Annotated in this window: 17 protein-coding genes; 8 read left to right on the top strand and 9 right to left on the bottom strand. The window is 76.0% G+C overall.

Going from position 1 to position 16,642, the window contains the following annotated elements; all coding sequences use genetic code 11:
• Positions 1-216: 216 nt before the first annotated feature.
• Positions 217-726, bottom strand: a complete 510-nt coding sequence (locus ACYVGT_RS26455; RefSeq protein WP_460863160.1) for an SRPBCC family protein — start codon at positions 724-726, stop codon at positions 217-219.
• Positions 727-935: 209 nt separating this feature from the next.
• On the opposite strand from ACYVGT_RS26455, the gene ACYVGT_RS26450 reads away from it, so the two are divergent.
• Positions 936-1,925: a zinc-binding alcohol dehydrogenase family protein gene (locus tag ACYVGT_RS26450; RefSeq protein WP_460863164.1), complete on the top strand. Its 990-nt coding sequence runs from the start codon at positions 936-938 to the stop codon at positions 1,923-1,925.
• Positions 1,926-2,042: 117 nt separating this feature from the next.
• Positions 2,043-2,816 (top strand): SDR family oxidoreductase, encoded by a 774-nt coding sequence (locus tag ACYVGT_RS26445; protein WP_460863158.1) that lies wholly within the window; start codon positions 2,043-2,045, stop codon positions 2,814-2,816.
• Between the two features lie 29 nt (positions 2,817-2,845).
• Here ACYVGT_RS26445 and ACYVGT_RS26440 read toward each other — a convergent pair whose 3' ends face one another.
• From ACYVGT_RS26440 to ACYVGT_RS26405, 8 genes are all read right to left on the bottom strand, one after another.
• Entirely contained in the window at positions 2,846-4,102 is a 1,257-nt protein-coding gene (locus ACYVGT_RS26440; protein WP_460863156.1) for a Gfo/Idh/MocA family protein, read from the bottom strand.
• 500 nt (positions 4,103-4,602) lie between these two features.
• Positions 4,603-5,247 (bottom strand): hypothetical protein, encoded by a 645-nt coding sequence (locus ACYVGT_RS26435; protein WP_460863153.1) that lies wholly within the window; start codon positions 5,245-5,247, stop codon positions 4,603-4,605.
• A 247-nt stretch (positions 5,248-5,494) separates the two neighbouring features.
• A complete protein-coding gene (locus ACYVGT_RS26430; RefSeq protein ID WP_460863150.1) occupies positions 5,495-6,910 on the bottom strand; it encodes an acyl-CoA synthetase in 1,416 nt (471 codons plus the stop codon).
• A gap of 156 nt (positions 6,911-7,066) precedes the next feature.
• On the bottom strand, positions 7,067-7,687 hold the full coding sequence (locus tag ACYVGT_RS26425; RefSeq protein WP_460863148.1) for a hypothetical protein: 621 nt from the start codon (positions 7,685-7,687) through the stop codon (positions 7,067-7,069).
• Positions 7,688-8,099: 412 nt separating this feature from the next.
• Positions 8,100-8,585, bottom strand: a complete 486-nt coding sequence (locus ACYVGT_RS26420) for a winged helix-turn-helix domain-containing protein (protein ID WP_460863146.1) — start codon at positions 8,583-8,585, stop codon at positions 8,100-8,102.
• 185 nt (positions 8,586-8,770) lie between these two features.
• Positions 8,771-9,202: a rhodanese-like domain-containing protein gene (locus ACYVGT_RS26415; RefSeq protein ID WP_460863144.1), complete on the bottom strand. Its 432-nt coding sequence runs from the start codon at positions 9,200-9,202 to the stop codon at positions 8,771-8,773.
• Positions 9,199-9,759, bottom strand: a complete 561-nt coding sequence (locus ACYVGT_RS26410) for a cysteine dioxygenase (protein WP_460863142.1) — start codon at positions 9,757-9,759, stop codon at positions 9,199-9,201. Before ACYVGT_RS26410 ends, ACYVGT_RS26415 begins: the two co-directional genes overlap by 4 nt.
• 268 nt (positions 9,760-10,027) lie before the next feature.
• The gene (locus ACYVGT_RS26405; RefSeq protein ID WP_460863140.1) at positions 10,028-10,432 is read right to left on the bottom strand and encodes a hypothetical protein; all 405 of its coding nucleotides are present in this window, start codon (positions 10,430-10,432) and stop codon (positions 10,028-10,030) included.
• Between the two features lie 986 nt (positions 10,433-11,418).
• On the opposite strand from ACYVGT_RS26405, the gene ACYVGT_RS26400 reads away from it, so the two are divergent.
• The 6 genes from ACYVGT_RS26400 (at position 11,419) to ACYVGT_RS26375 (ending at position 16,498) form a co-directional block, all read left to right on the top strand.
• Positions 11,419-12,570, top strand: coding sequence for an LLM class flavin-dependent oxidoreductase (locus ACYVGT_RS26400; RefSeq protein WP_460863138.1), 1,152 nt, complete (start codon positions 11,419-11,421; stop codon positions 12,568-12,570).
• A gap of 11 nt (positions 12,571-12,581) precedes the next feature.
• Complete coding sequence (locus ACYVGT_RS26395) at positions 12,582-13,121, top strand: NAD(P)H-dependent oxidoreductase (protein ID WP_460863136.1); 540 nt, start codon at positions 12,582-12,584, stop codon at positions 13,119-13,121.
• Positions 13,122-13,196: 75 nt separating this feature from the next.
• Positions 13,197-13,733, top strand: coding sequence for a flavin reductase family protein (locus ACYVGT_RS26390; RefSeq protein ID WP_460863134.1), 537 nt, complete (start codon positions 13,197-13,199; stop codon positions 13,731-13,733).
• Between the two features lie 124 nt (positions 13,734-13,857).
• Positions 13,858-14,718, top strand: coding sequence for an ABC transporter permease (locus ACYVGT_RS26385; RefSeq protein ID WP_460863133.1), 861 nt, complete (start codon positions 13,858-13,860; stop codon positions 14,716-14,718).
• Positions 14,694-15,527, top strand: a complete 834-nt coding sequence (locus ACYVGT_RS26380) for an ABC transporter ATP-binding protein (RefSeq protein ID WP_460863131.1) — start codon at positions 14,694-14,696, stop codon at positions 15,525-15,527. Before ACYVGT_RS26385 ends, ACYVGT_RS26380 begins: the two co-directional genes overlap by 25 nt.
• A complete protein-coding gene (locus ACYVGT_RS26375; protein ID WP_460863130.1) occupies positions 15,524-16,498 on the top strand; it encodes an ABC transporter substrate-binding protein in 975 nt (324 codons plus the stop codon). Before ACYVGT_RS26380 ends, ACYVGT_RS26375 begins: the two co-directional genes overlap by 4 nt.
• Positions 16,499-16,642: the final 144 nt, after the last annotated feature.

Here is a 16,642-nt window from a genome sequence, read left to right as displayed (position 1 = left end):
GGTGGCCGGCGGCGCCGTGCCGGTGCCGGGGTGCCGCTCGCGGTGGTCCCCGCCGGCGCGGGGGCGATGACGGGGATGTAGGGGCGGCCCGGCCGCGACGCGGGTGTCCGCGGCCGTGTCCGGCCGGGCAGCGGCGGGTCGGTGCCGGGGCGGCGGCTGCGGCGAGGCGGTGGGCCCGACGGCGAGCGCGCCCGCCGGCAGTGCGCGGCACCGTGCTCAGGGGGCTTCGGCGGCGGCCTTGAGAGCGGACAGGGTGGCGGCGATCGAGTGCCGCAGTTCGCGGAGGCGGTAGGCGACGATCGCCGGCTCCTTCTCCGGGGCGGCGGCGATGAGCGGGGTCAGCCCGGAGGGGCCCGGGCCGATGCGGACCCACTGGCGCAGGGCAGTGCCGCCGTCCTGCGCGGCGAGGGTGAACCGCCAGGACGCGGTCGGGTTGGCGGGGCCGTTCACCGCCCAGGCGAACTCCCGGGGCGGGTCGCAGGCGGTGATCTCGGAGACGGTCTCCCAGTCGCCGCGGCGCGGATGGGTGTTGCGGCCGGTGAAGCGCGCCCCCACGGCGGGGCTCCGGTGGCCGTCGAGCCATTCCACCGACTGCAGCTCCCCGCTCCGGGAGGGCATCGCCTCGACATCGGCGACCAGCGGCCACACGCGCTCGGGCGGTGCGGCGATCCACACTCCGTCCTCGGCGGTCGGGCCGTCGGCATAGCGCAGCGGTTCCGGGTCCATGGGCGGCCTCCGTGTCTCCCGGCGGGGTCGGACCGTGCTTGCCGACCGAGTCTCGCCGAACCCGGGCCCGGCGTCGAGGCGGCCCCCGGCCCGATGCGTTCCGGTCGGCCCGAATGGGTATTGCGGATGGTGCAGTGTCGCTGCACCGCGCAGGCCGGCGCGCCGGCGCCCTGCGCACCGCCGACCCACCGGGAGTCCACGTGGAGACCATGCACGCCGTCGTGGCCCGCTCCGGCCCCGCGACCGGTGCGGACGGGGCCTTCGCCGACGAAGAGGCGGAGCGTCCCAGCCCGCTCGGCGGCGACCTGCTCGTGCGGGTCGAAGCGGTCTCCGTCAACCCGGTCGACGTCAAGCTCCGCGAGGGCGGCGACCCCGGCGGGCCGCCGCGGATCCTCGGCTTCGACGCCGCCGGCACCGTCGCCGAAGTCGGCGAGGACGCCGAGGGCTTCGCGGTCGGCGACCGGGTCTTCTACGCCGGCGACGTCCGGCGGCCCGGCTCCGACGCCGACTACCAGGCCGTGGACCACCGCATCGTGGGCCACCTGCCCGACGACGTCTCCTTCGCTGACGCCGCGGCGCTGCCGCTCACCATGATCACCGCGTGGGAGGCGCTGTTCGACCGGTTCCGGATGGACCCCACCAGCTTCGGCACCCTGCTCGTGGTGGGCGGCGCCGGGGGCGTCGGCTCCGCCGCCATCCAGCTCGCCCGCGGCCTCACCGCGGCGCGGATCCTCGCCACCGGAGGCCGCGCCGAATCCCGGGAGTGGGCCGTGCGGATGGGCGCGCACGCCACCGTCGACCGCCACGACCTCGTCGCGGGCGTCCGCGCCGCTGAGCCGGACGGCGTCGACTACCTGTTCAGCATGTTCAGCGAGGGCCGCGCAGCGGACTACGCCGCCATCGTCAACCCCTTCGGCGCCATCACGGCCATCGACGACGCCGCCGTCGACGTCGCGCCGCTCAAACCCAAGAGCATCAGCTGGCACTGGGAGTACATGTTCACCCGGACCTCGCAGGACACCTCCGACGTGGCTGACCAGGGCCGCATCCTGGAGGCCGTCGCCGAGCTGCTCCGCGAGGGCATCGTCACCACGACCGCCACCACCGCGATCCCCGATTTCAGCGCCAGCGGCATCGGCTCCGCGCACCGCCTCGTTGCCGCCGGCTCCACGATCGGCAAGGTCGTCGTGCACCGCTGAGCGGCGCCCCACTCACCAGGACGGCTCCGCCGCGTACCGCGGGCGGTAGGCAAGAGTGGTGCGGCGGGGGAGCGGACCGCCGGGAAGCCACGGGCAGCGAGCGAGAGGAGCGGCGCGATGGGGCGCAGGATTGCGGTGACGGGAGCGGCGTCGGGGATCGGCGCGGCACTGGTCCGGATGCTCCGGGAGCAGGGCGACCAGCCGGTCGGCATCGACCTGGCCGGCTCCGATGTCGACGCCGACCTGTCGACCGCGGCGGGGCGGCGCGCGGCGGTGGACGCCGTGCTGGCCGGCGGAGACATCCTGGACGGGGTCGCGGCGTGCGCCGGGATCTCCGCACAGACCCCGCTGGTGGTGCGGGTCAACTTCTTCGGCGTCACCGAGCTGCTGGACGCCCTGCGCCCCGCGCTCGCCCGCGCGGCCGCGCCGCGTGCGACGCTGGTCGCCTCCATCACCGGCGCCGGAAGCCTCGACGAGGCGCTGGTCGGTGCCTGCCTCGCCGGCCACGAGGAGGAGGCCGCCGCGCGCGCCGCGGAACTGGCCGAGCAGGGCGCCGGGGGCCTGATCTACCCGTCGTCGAAGGCGGCGCTGGCCCGCTGGATGCGGCAGCGCTCGGTGCTGCCCGACTGGGCGGGCGACGGCATCCCGCTGAACGCGGTCGCGCCCGGGGTGGTGCGCACCGCGATGACCGAGGGCCTGATGGACGATCCGAAGATGCGCGCGGTGATGGACACGGCCGTGCCCATGCCGCTCGGCGGCCACGCCGGGCCGGAGGTCATCGCCGAGGCGCTGCGCTGGTTCCTCGCCCCCGCCACCACCCACACCACCGGCCAGGTCCTCTACGTCGACGGCGGCGCCGAGGCCACCCTGCGCGGCCCCGAGGCGTACTGAGCCGGGCTCGCCCTGAATCCGCGCCCCGCTCAGGGGCGCTGCAGGGTGACCACCCGCCGCTCGCGGCGGGCCTCTTCCGCGGCGAAGACCAGCAGGTGCGAGGCGAGCGCGTCCTCGCCACTGGTCTCCACCCGGCCCGCGTCCCCGGCGGCCGCGGCCGGCAGGAACGACGCGAGCAGGCCGCCGTCGCCGCCGCCGTGCCCGGAGTCGGCCATGCCGCCGCCGGTCGGGTCGGCCTCGACCGTCTCGGAGGTGTCGGTGAGGAAGTCGTAGACGGTGACCGTGTCGCCGTCGCAGTGCAGTTCCCCGCGGGTCCCGAACACCGTGGTGCGGCGCGGCCGCGGCCGGTTGAAGGCGGTCATGGTGAACGTGGCCGTCGCACCGCCCTCGAACTCGACCGCCACCACCTGCCGGTCCACCACGTCGTTGTCGCAGTCGTAGACGCAGCGGCCGTAGGGGCCGGTGCGCAGCGCTTCGGCCACCGACTCCGGCGTGGGCTCGGGGGTCAGCACGTCCAGCGGCCAGCCGGTGCGCCCCTCGGCGAGGAAGCGGCCGTAGATGCGCGGCGCGGAGTAGGCGCAGTCCGGTTCGGCGGCGCAGTCCAGGCACCGCTGCGCCGCGCCCGGCGGCGCCTCCTCGGGCCGGAAGTGGCGCAGCGAGCCGAACGAGGACACGGCGACCGCGTCGCGGCCGACGATGTGCCGCAGCCAGTCGAGGTCGTGGCAGGACTTGGCCAGCAGCATCGGCGCAGCAGTGCGGGTACTCCGCCAGTTGCCGCGCACGTAGGAGTGCGCCTGGTGCCAGAAGCCGACCGGCTCGAGGTGCTCGACCGAAGCGACGTCGCCGATCCGCCCGGAGTCGATCATCCCCTTCACGACCCGCGTGTAGGGGGCGTAGCGCAGCACGTGGCAGACGCCCAGCAGCACGCCGGCCTCGCGCGCGGCGGCGACGATCCGGGCGCACTCCTCCGCGGTCGGCGCCAGCGGCTTCTCCACGAGCAGGTGGTAGCCGCGCGCGGCGAAGGCCAGCGCCGGCTCGACGTGCGCGTCGTCGAGCGTGCACACCAGCGCGACGTCGGCCATCCGCGGTGCGGCCGCCGCGTCCCGCCAGTCTGCGAACCGCGCCTCGGCCGGCACTCCCGCCTCATCCGCCAGCAGATCCCGCCGCACCTCCCGCGGCTCGGCCACCGCCACCACCCGCGCCACCTCCGGATGGTCGGCGATCCACCGCGCATACGCCGCCCCCCGCGACCCCGCCCCGACCACCAGTACCCGCACCGGCTGCATAGGCCCTCCCTCCGCCGCTCCATTCGGCCCGCCCGCGCCTCCCCTTGTCAATGGGCCCGCGCCGCAGCCCGCGGCTCGTCCGGATCGAATTCGTTGTACTCCTCCACCAGCGAGTAGTCAGTGATGCCGGCGACCTCCGCCGGAGCCTCGATCACCCCGTACTCCCGGTACACGTCCAGGGTGTGCTGGAAGTCCTCGTCCTCCCGCGCACACCGGCGACGAGCGGAAGCCGCTCCTCTGGTGCGGGACGCGACAGAGATGCCGTCCGCAGCGCCGGCTCTGGCGGCCCGGCCGTGGCGGCCGGTACATCGGACGGCTCGGTGTGCCCCGTGCGATTGCCGGCCCAGGGGCAGCTGCGCAGTGGCGCGGGGGCGGGCGGAACCCCCGAATCCCTCCGTTCGCCTGCAGCCCGCCGAATCCGGGAGCGGCGGATACCGCTGGGCGCGGAACGCACCGAGCGCCGCCGCTGCTCCCGTCGGCGGCGCGGGTTCAGCTGGCGGTCAGCAGATGGGCCACCAGTCGGGGCAGTCGTCTTCCGGGGGGTCGGGGGAGGGGGAGTCGGGCGGCGGCGGGGGGTCTTCGGGCGGCGGGGTGGTGGAGGGCGGGTCCGCGGGGGCGGGCCGGGTTTCGCGGGGCGGCGCGGTGGGTTCGTCGGCCGGCTCCTCGGCGGGGGGTTCGGCCGGGGTGTCGGCGGTGGGCGTCTCCTCGGGCGGAACCGAGGCGGCAGCCGGGGCCGACGGGGATGCGGACGGCGTCGGCGACGGGCGCGCAGACGGAGAGGCCGACGGCGACATCGACACCGTGGGAGTGGCCGCGGGCCAGCCGCCGCCGCCCGTGGGCGGCGCCGGGTCGGACGGGTAGAACGCGGCCGCGGCCAGGCCGGCGAGGAGTCGGCCGCCGCCCGGACCGGCGGCCGCGGCGGTGCGGCGGCGGCTGCGGGCCCGCTCCTGGGCCCGCCGCTCCTGGCGCGATCCCGTGCCTGCGCCCGCAGAGCCGTCCGGGTCCGCATCCTCCAGCGTGGGCGGGATCGGAGCGCGGCGGGTCTGAGCACCGGGGGCGCTGCCCAGGCGGGCCAGCGCCTCCAGCGCGTCGGGGCCGGTCTGCGCCGCCGGGCCGGGCGGCGTCTCGCGGCCGTCGTCGCTCATGGGACCGCACCTCTCCTCAGGGGCCTTGCCCGGACCCGCCTGCGGGCCTGGACAGCCCACCGCTCCGGGTGCCCGGTGTCAAATGCCGCGAGCGTCCGGCGCGCCGCGGCTGCTCGTGATTCCGGCGGGTAGGACGCGCCGATTCCGGATCCGGTTCCGAAGAAGCCGCCGGCTCTGCTCCCGGCACGAAGGGGCCCGTGCGGTGGACGGGACCGCACGGGCCGGACCTTGGGCGCCTGGACCGCCGCTACATCAGCGCCTTCTTCTGGACCTTGCCCATGGCGTTGCGGGGGAGCGCATCGACCACGCGGACCTCGCGGGGCCGCTTGTGCACGGACAGGCGCTGCGCGACGAAGTCGGTCACGTCGGCTGCGTCGACGGAATCGCCGACCAGGACCGCCACGATCCGCTGGCCCAGGTCGTCGTCCGGCACGCCCACCACGGCCGCTTCGCGCACCGACGGGTGGTCCAGCAGGGCCGCCTCCACTTCGCCTGCGCCCACCCGGTAGCCGCCGCTCTTGATGAGGTCGACCGAGGTGCGCCCGACGATCCGGAACAGGCCGCCGGCGTCGGCCACCGCGGCATCGCCGGTCATGAACCATCCGTCGGCGGTGAAGGACTCCGCTGTCGCCTCCGGGCGCCCCAGGTAGCCGCTGAACAGGGTGTCGCCGCGCAGCTGGAGGTTGCCGATGGACTCGCCGTCGGCCGGGACCGGCGCGCCGGAATCGGTGCGCAGCCGCGCCTGCACGCCTTCGATGGGCCGGCCCACCCAGCCGGTGCGCGGCGGCTCGTCCGCCCGTGCCGCCAGCGTGATGAGGGTTTCGGTCATGCCGTACCGCTCCACTACGGCTTGGCCGATGGACGACGACAGCGACTGGGCGACGGACTCGGGCAGCGCCGCGCTGCCCGACACCAGCAGCCGCGCAGCCGACAGTGCCGCCGCGGAATCGGCGTCGGCGGCGATCCGCGACCAGACCGTCGGCACGCCGAAGAACAGGGTGCCGCCCTCGCCGGCGGCGCGCGCGTAGGCCTCGGGGCGCGGGCGCACCGTGTGGATGAGCGGGCTGCCCAGGCGCAGCGCGCCCAGCACGCCGAGCACGAGGCCGTGCACGTGGAACAGCGGCAGACCGTGCACGAGCACGTCGTCCGGGCCCCAGTCCCACGCGGCGCCCAGGCCGTCCAGACCGGCGGCGACCGCGCGGCGCGAGACCAGGGCCCCCTTGGGTGCCCCGGTGGTGCCGGAGGTGTACATGATGAGTGCCGTCGCCTCGGGGCCCGGGTCGGGCGGAAGGACGGCGCCGGGGGCCCGCTCCGCGGGGTCGACGGGCACCGCCGGCAGCTCCACTTCGGCCAGCTCGGGCCCGATCCACAGCGCCGCGCCCGAGTCGCGGAGGATGTGCCGGCGCTCCTCGCCGCCGGCGTCGGCCGGTACCGGCACGACGGGCACCCCGGCCAGGATTCCGCCGACCACGGCGACCACGGTGCGCAGCGACGCGTCGCCGTGGACCGCGACCGCGGGCGCCCCGCCGATGCGGCCCGCCACCGCGGCGGCCGCCGCCCAGAGGTCCGCGCGGTACAGCTCCTCGTCGCCGACGCGCACCGCCGGGCGGTCGGTCCGCGCCGCTCTCCCGTTCCCGAGCAGGTCACCGTTGCCCAGCAGCATGTTTCGCCTCCTTGGCGGCGCCCGGCACCGGAGGGGGTTTCGGGCACACCCGTGGTCCGTGATGGTCCAGTGGCTAGTCCACTCCAGCATGCCATGCCGGACCGGCGGCTACCAGGGCGCTGCGGCAGCTTCCGGTTCGGGCGGCCGGCACGCAGGTCACGGCTCCGGCCGGGGTGCGCGCAGGCCGAGGCGGTGCCGTTCGAGGCCGGCCAGCGTGCGGATCGCGTCCGCGTCACCCTGCTGCCACGCGGCCGCCGGGTCGCCGCCGGCCGCCAGGAGCTTCGACGGCCGCACCGATGCCAGCGCCCGCAGCGCCAGCAGCCGGTCGCGCGCACCGGTGCCGAGCGCGTCGAGCCGGACCGCGGCCGACGCGGCCCGGATCCACCGGCCGCGGGTCGGAACCCACAGCAGAACCGCGATCAGTGCGGGCAGGACGAAGGCGAGGATGCCGGCGGCCAGCGCGACCTCAGCGACCGAGTCCTGGAAGGAGCGGCCGGCGTCGCTGAGTGAGGTGCCGGCCTCGCCGACGCTGGTGAAGGGCACCGACAGGGCGTCGCCGGCGACGGGCACGTCGCGCACGGTGTCGGCGGCTGCGGACATGTGCTCGTCGACATCGTCGCCCGCCGCGGCCATCAGCGCACCCGAGTCCCCGAGTCCGTCGACGGACGCGTGCACCCCGGTGGCGGTGCTCCACCAGAAGAGGGTCCAGGCGATCAGCAGGAGGTCGGCGGCCACCTGCACGCAGAGGCGGACGGGGCGGTCGGCGTAGAGCTTCACGTGCACTCCGGGGGGGGGAGGGCGGCCGTGGACGGCCCTGGCCCGCATCATCATGCCCCGCTCCGCCGCGGCTATCGCTGTATCCGCCGATCCGCGGTGCAGCGTCCGGCGGCCCGCGGAGAACCCGCCGGTCCGCGGCCGCGACTGCAGCCCGGCGGCCCGGAACCCCGCATACGGCAGGCCGGAACAGCGGGCGGCGGACCGCGCACGTTCTGGGGCAACGCCGGTCCGGCTGAGGGCAGGGACATACGGGAACTCGGCGGGAACAGGGACCGGCGGCGCAGGAGGGGGACCGCCGCAGTTCCGGCCGCGGCGGTCCGTTGAAACCCGGGGGCGGCTGGACTGCGTGCTCTGGCACAGAGCGGCCGGTCCGGGAGCCGGAGGGGACGCCCGGCGGGCTCGTTGGAAGAGGTCAGGCGGGGTCTGGGCGGTAGGTGTAGCCGACGTTGCGGACGGTGCGCAGGCGGGGGCCGAGGCGGCCGAGTTTGCGGCGGAGGCGGGAGACGTGGACGTCGACGGTGCGGGTGCCGGAGGAGTGCGGTACCGGCCAGGCGATGCGGAGGATCTCCGCGCGGGAGAAGACGCGGCGCGGTGCCGCGGCGAGGAGGTGCAGCAGCACGAACTCCTGGTGGGTGAGGTCGAGGGGGAGGCCGTCTACGGACGCGCTCCAGGTGGCCGGGTCGATCGTGAGCGGTCCGTCCTGCACTGCGGCTCCGGCCTCGGAGCCATCAGCGGGCAGGCGCCCGACCAGCACCACGCTGGTGCCGTCGGCGAGCGGGACGGTGCCCAGTACGACCTCGCCGCCGCGCGCGTCCCTGGCCGCGGGGGCCAGCCGCAGTCCGTTCGGCGGTCTGTGCCGGACCGCGGTGCGCGGCACGCCGTACGTCGTCGATTCCATCGCTGCCTCCGTGAGGGTCGGCGGCTTGCACGGCCGCCTGGGAAAGAGCCGAGGGCTCGCGGGACGGGGAGCGGCGGTCCGGCCCCGGGCGGCCGGACCGCCGGGACAGTGCGGATGTCCCGCCCCGGTGCCGCGGCGGCCGATGCGCCGCCGCAGCCCGGGAGCGCCGCGATGTTCCGGGCGCGTCACACCGGCCCCGCATCTTCCGCTGCGGGCCCCGGGCCGGCGACCGGAAGCCCTGCGGCCCGCCACGCCCGGAAGCCGCCGGCGAGGTCGGTCGCTGCGGTGACGCCGACGTCGTGCAGCTGGACCGCCGCGAGGCTGGACGCGTACCCCTCGTTGCACACCACGACCACGGCGCGGCCGGGCTCCGCTTCCGGGAGGCGGTCGGGGCTGGTCGGGTCCAGCCGCCACTCCAGTACGTTGCGCTCGACTGCCAGCGCACCCGGAAGCGCCCCTTCCGCCGCGCGGTAGGCGTGCGGCCGGATGTCGACGAGGAGCGCGCCCGCGCGCTGTGCCGCGAGCGCCTCCTCCGGTCCCAGCCGCTGCAGGCGGGTGCGGGCCCGCGCGAGGACCTCCGCGATCGCGCAGCCCGCGCCGTCCGGTTGCGCCGTCATGCGCGCACCGGTGCGGGCTCGGCCGCCGGTCCGCCCGGAATGCTGTCCAGGGTGCGCGCGTCCGGCTCGGGGACGCCGGTGAGGATGCTCCGGGTCCGGCGCAGCGCGCCGGGGGATTCCTCCTCGTAGTAGTGCATCGCGGTCAGGGGCGGCGAGTAGGCGTGCACGCTCACCGCGGGCTCCTCTTCGGCGTTGACCACGTCGTGCACGTGGCCCAGGGGGAACTCGGCCGCGTCCCCGGTCTCCAGGGTCCGGGTGCTCAGCCCCGCGCCGCCCGTCCAGTAGCGCTCGGTGAGCGACCCCTGCACGACAGTGAGGGCGCCGAGCGACCCGGCGTGGTCGTGCAGCTCGGTCGACTGGTCGCGCGTCCAGCTGATCAGCCACACGTCCGTCCGGGCGTCGCCGCGCAGCCGCACCGCCCACCGCTCCTCGGCGTCGAACCGGACAGCGTGCGTGCCCGCGCGCACCTCATCAGCCGCTGCCCGTGCCAGCGCGGCGAGATCGGACGCCGTCAGCGGGGTGGGCGATGGTGCGGGGGCGGCCGGTGCTGCGGTCATGGCGACTCCTCGGGATCGGTTCGGGCGGCCGGACGGTGCCGCGGCCCGGCGCTCCGGATGCCGCGGTGGACCTGAGTAAATCATATTTCCTACAGGTTTAGTGGGTGAATCGCGCGACACGCCCTCCCTATGCGCTCCGAGCTGCTGATTCGTGGAGTCCGCGGCCGTTCGGGAGCGGGTGGGGCCAGTGATGCGTCCCTTCGGTGGCGCAGGGGCGCCGCAGCCTGTGCCCGCGGGTCCCGATCCGGCCCGCAGGGTGTCGCCGCCCCTACACCGCCATGCGGGCGCGCAGGGTCTCGACGCAGCCCCCGGTGAGTCGGTCCAGGTGGGCTGGGCGCCCCGTCATCACCATGACCAGGGGCAGCGTGCTGTCCGGGGCGAGCGGCCCGGATCCGCTGGCGGACGGCCCGTCATCCGCCTTGCGCCGCAGCCCCTTGCCCCGGCTCTCCGCGACCACGGCCTGGTCCGAGCCGCGGTAGTAGTCCGCCACCGGGATCAGTGTTTCGTTGGGGCGGTTGGAGCCGATGCCCAGCGGGCGGCGGATGCACTTCCCGTGGACGATTGCCTCGCCCAGGACGGCCGCGCGGGGGAGGGGCGGCGACGGCGTGCTCGCGACGGCCGCCCGGAGGCGGTCCGGGGTTGCGGCGCCGGAGTCCCCCATCTGCTCCGCCAAGCCCATCGCGACCTGGGCGTCGAAGTCGAACCGGCAGCGGATGACCCCCGGCGGTCCGGCGCGGCCCGGACGGGCGCGCCGACGCCGTGAGGTGGTCGAGGACTTCGCGCACGGTCAGTCCCTCGCACAGCGACGGCGCTGCCCATGCCTCCTGGGGCAGCTCCGCCGGGTCGGCGGCGGGTGCCGCCCGCCCCTGGGGGATCAGCGTCCACCGGCGCGCTCGGCGGTGTCCGGCAGGTTCCGGCGGTGTCATCGGCGCTCCGCGGGGTGCAGGTGGCCCGGGAGGGCCTGGGGCGTCTGATCGGCTCTTGCTGTCTGCGGCTTCCTGGGGCGGTCGGCCTACTGGGCGCTCCGGCGGCTGATTGAGCTCTGCGCGCGAGTTGCTGCCAACGACGGCGTTCCCGCGCGCCGTCGTTCCCTGGGACGGGGGATGTGGACCAGCCCGCAGCGTGGTGCGTGCCGGTCGACGCGGGCAGGGGCCGCGGCCCAGGACGGTTCCGGCGCCCCTGCGGCCGAAGCGGATCGGCGGCGACGGCGCGCGACCTGGACGCCCTCGCCGAACTCCCGGCCCCGGCCGGCGGGGTGGGCTGGGGATTCGACATCTCCGCGGAGTGGGCGCTCAGGGGGTGGTCATTGCCCGCGGCGGTCGCATCTGCCCTGCGCCTCGCCGCAGCCCCGTGCAGAGTGCGGCACCGCGTGACCGCCCGCTCCGGCCGGGGCCGGCCTCGCGAGGAGTATTTCCTACTTTTATGGTTGACAAAGTTCGATTGGACTCGCCAGGGTGAAGGGGTCGCCGCCGGAGTGCGGACCGGCGGCACGCCGGCCGCCGGCGCGGCCGGCCCGGGTGTCCCGCAAGGGGTGCCGGCCGGGGGCGGCAGCGCGGGCTGCCCCCGGCCTTCCTGCGGGGAGTCGTGCGCCGAATCCCTAGTTTTCTAGTAGGAAAAATCGATCTACCGGCCCGGAGCCGGCAGCGGAAAGGGAGACCAATGGCCCTGGCATTCCACTGGTTCCTGCCCACGCAGGGCGACAGCCGCGGCATCGTGGGCGGCGGCCACGGCGTCGCCGTCGACTCCGCCTGGCGCACCCGCGAACCCACCCGCGACTACCTCGCCCAGGTGGCCCGCGCCGCCGAACAGCTCGGCTTCGAAGGGGTCCTTACCCCCACCGGCGCCTGGTGCGAAGACGCCTGGCTTGCCACGGCATCCCTGCTGGCGGAAACCGAGCGGCTCAGGTTCCTCGTCGCCTTCCGCCCCGGCCTGCTCTCGCCCACCCTCGCCGCCCAGATGAGCGCCACCTACCAGCGGCTCAGCGGCGGCCGGCTGCTGCTCAACGTCGTCACCGGCGGCGAGAGCGCCGAGCAGCGCACCCACGGCGACTTCCTCGACAAGGACGCCCGCTACGCCCGCACCGGCGAGTTCCTCGACATCGTCAACCGGCTCTTCGACGGCCAGGCCGTCACCACCGGCGGACCCCACCTGCAGGTCGAGGGAGCGCGCCTGCACCGGCCGCCGGAACCGCGGCCCCGCCTCTTCTTCGGCGGCTCCTCCCCGGCCGCGCTGCAGGTCGCCGCCTCGCACGTCGACACCTACCTCACCTGGGGCGAGCCGCCCGGCGCCGTCGCCGACAAGATCGACCGCGTCAAGGCGCTGGCCGCCAAGCGCGGGCGGGCGCTCACCTACGGCATCCGGCTCCACGTCATCAGCCGCGACACGGCCGAGGAGGCGTGGGCCGAAGCCGACCGGCTGCTGTCCGGACTCGACGACGCCACCGTGAGCGCCGTCCAGGCCGGCCTCTCCCGCAGCGAGTCCGAAGGCCAGCAGCGCATGCTCGCCCTGCACAAGGGCGACCGCTCCGCCCTGGAGATCGCGCCCAACCTGTGGGCCGGCGTCGGCCTGGCCCGCGGCGGCGCCGGAACCGCCCTGGTGGGCAGCCACGCCGAAGTCGCCGACCGGATCGAGGAGTACCACCGGATCGGCCTCGACGAGTTCATCCTGTCCGGCTACCCCCACCTGGAGGAGGCGTACTGGTTCGGCGAGGGCGTGCTCCCGCTGCTGCGCGAGCGCGGCCTGTGGAGCCCGCCCGGTGCCGAGGCGCCGAGCCCGACCGCCGACATCCCCTTCGCCCCCGCCGCCAGCTGACCGGAGCCCCCATGTCTGTCACCGCCCTCATCGGCAACCCCCGCCCCGCCTCGCGCACCCGCGCCGCCGCCCTCCGCCTCGCCCGGCGCATCGCCGCCCCTGGCCCCGGCGCGCCGGGCGGGGCACCCGCGGTCACCGCGGTCGACCTCGCCGATTTCGGCCCCGACCTGCTGCGCCCCGGGCCTCCGCCCGCCGTGCAGGACGCGCTGGGCAGCGTGCGCTCGGCCGGTGTGCTCGTCGTCGCCAGCCCCACCTACAAGGCCACCTACACCGGGCTGCTCAAGGTCTTTGCCGACCTGCTGCCGTCCGGCGCGCTGGAGGGCGTCACCGCCGTTCCGCTCCTGGTCATGGCGTCGACCGCGCACGCCCACGCCGTCGACGCCCACCTTCGGCCGCTGCTGGCCGAGCTCGGCGCCGAGGTCCCGGCCCCCGGCGCGGTGCTGCTCGCCGACGACATCGACGGCGGTGAGGAGGGCCCCGCGCCCCGGCTGGACCGCGCCCTCGGCTCCTGGTTCGACCGCGCCGGCCCCGCGCTCGCCGCCGCGCGCTGACACCGCGCAGCGCCGCCGCGGTCCGCACCGGCCGCGGAACCCGCCCCGCCCGGGCCAGTTCTCACAGGAGGAACCGTGCACACGCTCGCCGCCGGAGTCGGCCCCGACCTCTACCGCAGCCTGCTCGGCCAGCACGCCTCCGGCGTCGTGGTGATCACCGCCGACGACGCAGGGGAGCCGGTCGGCCTCACCGCCACCGCGTTCAGCGCCGTCAGCCTCGACCCGCCGCTGGTGGCCTTCTTCATCGCCGACACCTCGACCACGTGGCCGCGGCTGCGCACCGCGGAGATGTTCGCCGTCCACCTGCTCGGAGAGCACCAGCGCGACCTCGCCGCGCGGTTCGCCGGCCGCGGCGCCGACCGGTTCGCCCCGCCCACCCGCTACACCCGCGGCGCGGAGAACGTCCCGGTGCTCGACGGCACTGCCGCCCACCTCGTGTGCCGCCGCTACGACAGCCGCCTCATCGGCGACCACTGGCTGGTCGTCGGAGCCGTCGAACACGGCTTCCAACTGGCCGACCCGGCGCCCCCGCTCCTCTACCACCGCGGCTCCTTCGGCGGGTTCGCCCCCTCCTCTGCCGGCCGCCCCGGCCGGCAGGAGAGCAGGGAATGAGCGCCCCGGACCCGGCGCCGTCCGCCGGCGTACCGCGTGAGTGCGCCCGCCCCCCGGCCGCGGCTGCCGCGGCGGCTCCGACCCCGTCAACCCCAACCGCCCCGCTCCGCCGGAGAAACACCCCATGAGTACCTCGGCCCCCACCGCCCCCGACCCGTCGAAGCGGGCGTCTCCGCCGCCGTCCACCGCCGATCCCGGCCGAACGGGAGCCCCTGCCCCGCGCCGGCGCCCCCGGGGCGCGCCGCCCCGCTGGATCGGCCCGCTGGCCCTGCTGCTCATCTGGCAGGCCGGCGCGTCGCTCGGCCTGATCCCCGAGCGCCTGCTGCCCGCCCCCGCAACCGTCGCCGCCACCGGCTGGCAGCTGCTCACCGACGGCACGCTGCTGCCGGCCGTCGGAACCTCGCTGCAGCGGGTCCTCACCGGATTCGCCGCCGGAGCCGCCGCGGGGCTGGTCCTCGCCGTCGCGGCCGGGCTCAGCCGGTGGGGTGAAAGCCTGCTCGACCCGCCGATGCAGATGCTGCGGACCGTGCCGATCTTCGGCCTGATCCCGCTGTTCATCCTCTGGTTCGGCATCGGCGAGACACCGAAGATCGCGCTGGTGGCCATCGCCGTCGCCGTCCCGCTCTACATCAACGCCTTCGCCGGCATCCGCTCGGTCGAGGCCGGGCACGCCGAAGTGGCGCGCGTCCTCGGACTCGGCCGGGTGGCGACGCTGCGCCACGTGGTGCTGCCCGGCGCTCTGCCCGGGACCCTGGTCGGGCTGCGGCTCAGCCTCGGCACCGCCTGGCTGGCGCTGATCGTGGCCGAGCAGATCAACGCCGACGCCGGCCTCGGCTTCATGATCAACTCCGCGCGGGAGTTCCTGCGCACCGACGTGGTCGTGCTGGGCCTCGTCGTCTACAGCCTGCTGGGCCTGGCGACCGACGCCCTGGTCCGGCTCGTCGAGAGGAGGGCGCTCGCATGGCGGCGCGGAATCCAGCCGTGAGCGCGGCAGAAGGACCGGGCGCCGGAGCGTCCGCGGCACCGGCGGCGCGCGTCCGCGGCCTGGACAAGGCGTTCGGGGCTGAGCCGGTGCTCGCCGGGCTCGACCTCGACCTTGCCCCCGGCGAGTTCACCGCGCTACTCGGGCGCAGCGGATCAGGGAAGTCGACCCTCTTGCGGATCCTCGCGGGACTGGACGGCGAGCACGGCGGCACCGCGGCAGCAGACGGCGCCGTCGCGGTCGCCTTCCAGCAGCCGCGCCTGCTGCCGTGGAAGAAGGTGTGGGCCAACGTCGTCCTCGGCGCCGGCGCCGAGGAGCCGCGCGCAACAGCCGAAGCGGCGCTCGCCGAAGTCGGGCTGGCCGATCGGGCCGACGCCTGGCCGCTGACGCTCTCCGGAGGGGAGGCCCAGCGCGCCGCACTGGCGCGGGCCCTGGTGCGCCAGCCGCGGCTGCTGCTGCTCGACGAGCCCTTCGGCGCACTCGACGCGCTCACCCGCTCCACCGTGCACACGCTCGTGCTCGACCTGTGGCAGCGGCACCGCCCCGCCGTCCTCCTGGTCACCCACGACGTCGACGAGGCACTGCTCCTCGCCGACCGGGCCCTCGTCCTCGGCGACGGCCGCATCACCCTCGACCTGCGGCTGGACGCCGAACGTCCGCGCCGCAGCGACGACCCGCACAGCGTCGGCGCCCGGACGCGGCTGCTCACCGCCCTCGGGGTGCCGCAGCCGGACACGCCCCCGGCAGAGCCGGCCGCGGCGGCCAGCGGTCCGGACGCGCACGGCACGGATACAGACAGGACCAGGACATGACGCACCGCCATTCCGCCCGCCGACCGCTGGCCGCCGCCGCCGCGAGCACCGTACTGGCTGCCGCAGCGGCCTGCAGCCCGGCCGGGGGCGGCAGCGGCGACGTCGTCCTCCGCGTCGGCGACCAGCTGGCCGGGGCGCAACCGCTGCTGGAGGCCGCCGGCGAGCTCGACGACGTGCCCTACACCCTCGAATGGTCGACCTTCACCTCCGGCCCGCCGCTGCTGGAGGCCGTGCACGCCGGCGCGGTCGACGTCGGCCAGGTCGGCAACGCGCCGCCGGTCTTCGCCGCCGCGGCAGGATCCGACCTGCGGATGATCGCCGCCTTCGACGTGCTCCCCGACTCCTCCTCCATCGTGGTGCCCGACGACTCCCCGCTGACGGAGCCGGCCGACCTGGAGGGCGCGTCGGTGGCCGTCGCCAAGGGCAGCTCCGCCCACGCGCAGCTGCTCGGTGTGCTCGACGCGGAAGGGCTCTCCTTCGACGACGCCGACGTCTCCTACGTGCAGCCGGCCGACGCGCTGGCATCGTTCTCCGAGGGCCGCGTCGATGCGTGGGCCGTCTGGGACCCCTACGTCGCCCAGGCCGAGCTGGCCGCCGACGCGCGCATCCTGGTCAACGCGGAGGGCTACGCCAATACGGCCACGTTCCAGGTCGCGAGCACCGAAGCCCTGGACGACCCCGAGCGGGAGGCCGCCCTGGAGGACTACATTCAGCGCGTCCACCGCGCCGTCCAGTGGAGCGGCGAGAACCCGGAGGAGTACGCCCGGGTCTGGGCGCGCGCGAGCGGCCTTCCCGTGGAGGTGACCGAGGCCGCGGCGGCGCGCCGCGCCCCCGAGCCGCGCCCGATCGACGGCGGGATCATCGCCTCGGAGCAGGACCTCGCCGACGCCTTCGCCGCCGCCGGCGAGCTTCCCGAGGCGCCGGAGATGGCTGACTTCGCGGATGACCGCTTCAACGGCCTCGTTCCCTGACCGGACCGGACCGGCCCCGCCCCGGGGCGGCCGCTTCCCGCGCCGCCCCGGGCCAGCGGTGGCGGGCCGTGCGCGGCTGATCGGCTCCTGCGCGGCGGCGGTCCTGGTGCGGGAAACCGCTTGCCCGCGCTGGTCCGGGAGCGG

Source organism: Nocardiopsis coralliicola, from assembly GCF_054779695.1.
Note: the sequence above shows the minus strand (reverse complement) of the source record. Positions and strands in the feature narration are given on the sequence as shown.

Coding starts and splice junctions, on each gene's coding strand:
- ACYVGT_RS26420 (WP_460863146.1), bottom strand. CDS start 8,585: ATGGAATCGACGACGTACGGCGTGCCGCGCACCGCGGTCCGGCACAGA.
- ACYVGT_RS26455 (WP_460863160.1), bottom strand. CDS start 726: ATGGACCCGGAACCGCTGCGCTATGCCGACGGCCCGACCGCCGAGGAC.
- ACYVGT_RS26410 (WP_460863142.1), bottom strand. CDS start 9,759: ATGACCGCAGCACCGGCCGCCCCCGCACCATCGCCCACCCCGCTGACG.
- ACYVGT_RS26450 (WP_460863164.1), top strand. CDS start 936: ATGCACGCCGTCGTGGCCCGCTCCGGCCCCGCGACCGGTGCGGACGGG.
- ACYVGT_RS26400 (WP_460863138.1), top strand. CDS start 11,419: ATGGCCCTGGCATTCCACTGGTTCCTGCCCACGCAGGGCGACAGCCGC.
- ACYVGT_RS26380 (WP_460863131.1), top strand. CDS start 14,694: ATGGCGGCGCGGAATCCAGCCGTGAGCGCGGCAGAAGGACCGGGCGCC.
- ACYVGT_RS26395 (WP_460863136.1), top strand. CDS start 12,582: ATGTCTGTCACCGCCCTCATCGGCAACCCCCGCCCCGCCTCGCGCACC.
- ACYVGT_RS26430 (WP_460863150.1), bottom strand. CDS start 6,910: ATGCTGCTGGGCAACGGTGACCTGCTCGGGAACGGGAGAGCGGCGCGG.
- ACYVGT_RS26445 (WP_460863158.1), top strand. CDS start 2,043: ATGGGGCGCAGGATTGCGGTGACGGGAGCGGCGTCGGGGATCGGCGCG.
- ACYVGT_RS26375 (WP_460863130.1), top strand. CDS start 15,524: ATGACGCACCGCCATTCCGCCCGCCGACCGCTGGCCGCCGCCGCCGCG.
- ACYVGT_RS26415 (WP_460863144.1), bottom strand. CDS start 9,202: ATGACGGCGCAACCGGACGGCGCGGGCTGCGCGATCGCGGAGGTCCTC.
- ACYVGT_RS26440 (WP_460863156.1), bottom strand. CDS start 4,102: ATGCAGCCGGTGCGGGTACTGGTGGTCGGGGCGGGGTCGCGGGGGGCG.
- ACYVGT_RS26385 (WP_460863133.1), top strand. CDS start 13,858: ATGAGTACCTCGGCCCCCACCGCCCCCGACCCGTCGAAGCGGGCGTCT.
- ACYVGT_RS26435 (WP_460863153.1), bottom strand. CDS start 5,247: ATGAGCGACGACGGCCGCGAGACGCCGCCCGGCCCGGCGGCGCAGACC.